We start from the raw sequence: 3,152 nt of genomic DNA on the forward strand, positions 1-3,152 counted from the left end.
GACAGAGATCCTTGCAGAGCAACATTTTGAAAGTCTAGAAAGTCTCTTTCCTGATTTGAAACTAGCCCTCCTAACGGGTTCACTAAAAGCTGCAGAAAAACGCACGGTTTTGGAAACGATTGCTAAGGGCGAGGTTGATGTGATCGTCGGTACCCATGCCCTCATACAGGATGGGGTGGAGTACGCTCGACTTGGTTTGATTATCATCGATGAACAACACCGATTTGGTGTAGGACAAAGGCGTATTTTACGGGAAAAAGGAGAAAATCCAGATGTCCTTATGATGACGGCAACTCCGATTCCACGGACCTTAGCCATCACAGCTTTTGGAGATATGGATGTTTCCATTATTGACCAGATGCCAGCGGGACGAAAACCGATCGTAACACGCTGGATCAAGCATGAACAACTGCCCCAGGTCTTGACTTGGTTAGAGAGTGAGATTCAGAAAGGCTCCCAAGCCTATGTCATTTCGCCCTTGATTGAAGAATCTGAAGCCCTGGATCTTAAAAATGCTATTGCTTTATCGGAGGAATTGACGGCTCATTTTGCGGAAAAAGCAAAAGTTGCTCTCTTACACGGTAAGATGAAGAGTGATGAAAAAGACCAGATTATGCAGGAGTTCAAAGATAGAAAGACTGATATTCTGGTTTCGACAACGGTTATCGAAGTCGGGGTCAATGTGCCAAATGCGACAGTCATGATTATCATGGATGCTGATCGTTTTGGGCTTAGTCAACTCCATCAGCTTCGGGGTCGTGTAGGTCGTGGGGATAAGCAGTCCTATGCGGTACTTGTGGCCAATCCCAAAACGGACTCAGGTAAGGATCGCATGCGCATCATGACGGAAACGACCAATGGATTTGTCCTTGCAGAAGAAGATTTGAAAATGCGTGGCTCTGGTGAGATCTTTGGAACCAGACAGTCAGGTCTACCAGAGTTTCAAGTGGCTGATATTATCGAGGACTTCCCAATACTTGAGGAAGCACGTAAGGTAGCTGGTTATATCAGCTCCCTTCCTAACTGGCAGGAGGACCCAGAGTGGCATATGATTGCCCTAAGTCTAGAAAAGAAAGAACATTTAGATTAAGCTTTTTCTAAGAAAATCTTAAGTTTGCTTTTAGGGTTATTGCCTATACTAGAGTCATCAACAAGAAACGAGGACTCTCACATGACAATGACAATTAAAGTAAATTACCAAAAAACGTTTCAACAGGAACAAACCCCTTCTCCTAAATACTAAGTAAAAGAGCGGTAACGCTCTTTTTGTATGGGATTCTCAGGTAAGGGATTTAGAAAAGTGCTTATGTTCATTTGATTTACTGAATGTATAAACTTCAACATCACTTCAAACAACACCTTAGTGTTAACATGCAATCTAAAAGCAGTGTTTTGAGAAACCTGTGACTAGCTTTCTAGTTTGCTCTTTCGTTTTCATTGAGTCAGAAGTTACTTTTAGTCTTTTCTAAGGAAAATATAAGCTATGTTTTAGGAAGGGATTTTATACTGGGTTCATCAAAAAGAAACGAGGACTCTCACATGACAATGACGATTAAAGTAAATTATCAAAAAACCTTTCAAGAAGTAGTAAAGGCAGACAAGCTTGCTACAAAATAGTAGTTATTAAGGGCGATAGAGCCCTTTTTAAATACTTGCTTTATACTCTTCAAAAATCTCTTCAAACCACGTCAGCTTCGCCTTGCCGTATGTGTGGTTACTGACTTCGTCAGTTTCATCTACAACTTCAAAGCAGTGCTTTGAGCAACCTGTGGCTAGCTTTCTAGTTTGCTCTTTGATTTTCATTGAGTATTAGGCGAAATATGATAGATTTTTAGTAGATAGAATCGGCAGAATCACGCTATACCAATTTTTATTCTTGACAAGTAAAAGAAACAAGTATATACTGTTTTTGCTGATTCTGCAAAGCGAGAATTAGACTATACCAATTTAAGGGGAAAGCACAGTTTGTCTGTGTCGTATATACTATGTGTGGAATTGTTGGTGTTGTTGGAAACACAAATGCAACTGATATTTTGATTCAAGGGCTTGAAAAGCTCGAATACCGTGGTTATGATTCTGCGGGAATTTTTGTCCTAGGTGGTGCTGAAAACCATTTGGTGAAGGCTGTTGGTCGTATTGCAGAATTGTCTGCTAAAACTGCTGGCGTTGAGGGGATAACTGGTATTGGGCATACTCGTTGGGCCACTCACGGTAAACCAACAGAAGACAATGCTCACCCACATCGCTCTGAGACAGGACGTTTTGTATTGGTCCACAATGGGGTGATTGAAAATTATCTTGAAATCAAGGAAGGCTACCTTGCAGGACACCACTTCAGGGGACAAACAGATACAGAAATCGCTGTACACTTGATTGGAAAATTTGTTGAAGAAGACGGCATGTCAGTACTTGAAGCCTTCAAAAAAGCTCTTCACATCATCCGTGGTTCTTATGCCTTTGCCTTGATTGACTCTGAAAATCCAGATGTCATCTATGTCGCTAAGAATAAATCACCACTTTTGATTGGTCTTGGAGAAGGCTACAACATGGTCTGTTCAGACGCCATGGCTATGATTCGTGAAACCAACCAATACATGGAAATCCATGACCAAGAGTTGGTGATTGTGACGGAAGATGGCGTTGAAGTGCAAGACTATGATGGCAACAGTCGTGAGCGTGCTAGCTACACTGCAGAGCTCGACTTGTCAGATATCGGTAAGGGAACTTACCCTTACTACATGCTTAAAGAAATCGATGAGCAACCAACAGTGATGCGTAAGTTGATCCAAGCCTATACAGATGAGGCTGGTCAAGTAGTGGTGGACCCTGCTATCATCAAGGCTGTTCAAGACTCAGACCGCATCTACATTCTAGCAGCTGGGACTTCTTACCACGCAGGATTTGCTTCTAAGAAAATGTTGGAAGAATTGACAGATACGCCAGTTGAACTTGGTATCTCATCTGAGTGGGGCTACGGTATGCCACTACTCAGCAAGAAACCACTCTTCATCTTTATCAGCCAATCTGGTGAAACAGCTGATAGCCGTCAGGTTTTGGTCAAGGCCAATGAAATGGGAATTCCAAGCTTGACAGTGACAAATGTGCCAGGATCAACTCTGTCACGTGAAGCCAACCATACTATGTTGCTTCAC

General features: G+C 42.2%; 3 protein-coding genes. 2 read left to right on the plus strand and 1 reads right to left on the minus strand.

The window, feature by feature from the left end; translation table 11 throughout:
- On the plus strand, positions 1 to 1,090 hold a 1,090-nt coding region (locus SINDD18_RS08595; RefSeq protein WP_153014453.1), incomplete at its 5' end, for an ATP-dependent DNA helicase RecG.
- Between the two features lie 554 nt (positions 1,091 to 1,644).
- Here the strand turns inward: SINDD18_RS08595 and SINDD18_RS11435 are convergent.
- On the minus strand, positions 1,645 to 1,803 hold the full coding sequence (locus SINDD18_RS11435; protein ID WP_061863835.1) for a hypothetical protein: 159 nt from the start codon (positions 1,801 to 1,803) through the stop codon (positions 1,645 to 1,647).
- Positions 1,804 to 1,985: 182 nt separating this feature from the next.
- Here SINDD18_RS11435 and glmS point away from each other — a divergent pair.
- A partial coding sequence (gene glmS, locus SINDD18_RS11440) for a glutamine--fructose-6-phosphate transaminase (isomerizing) (RefSeq protein WP_241497365.1) occupies positions 1,986 to 3,152 on the plus strand: 1,167 nt, incomplete at its 3' end.

Source organism: Streptococcus infantis, assembly GCF_001579645.1.
Lineage (GTDB): Bacteria > Bacillota > Bacilli > Lactobacillales > Streptococcaceae > Streptococcus > Streptococcus infantis_E.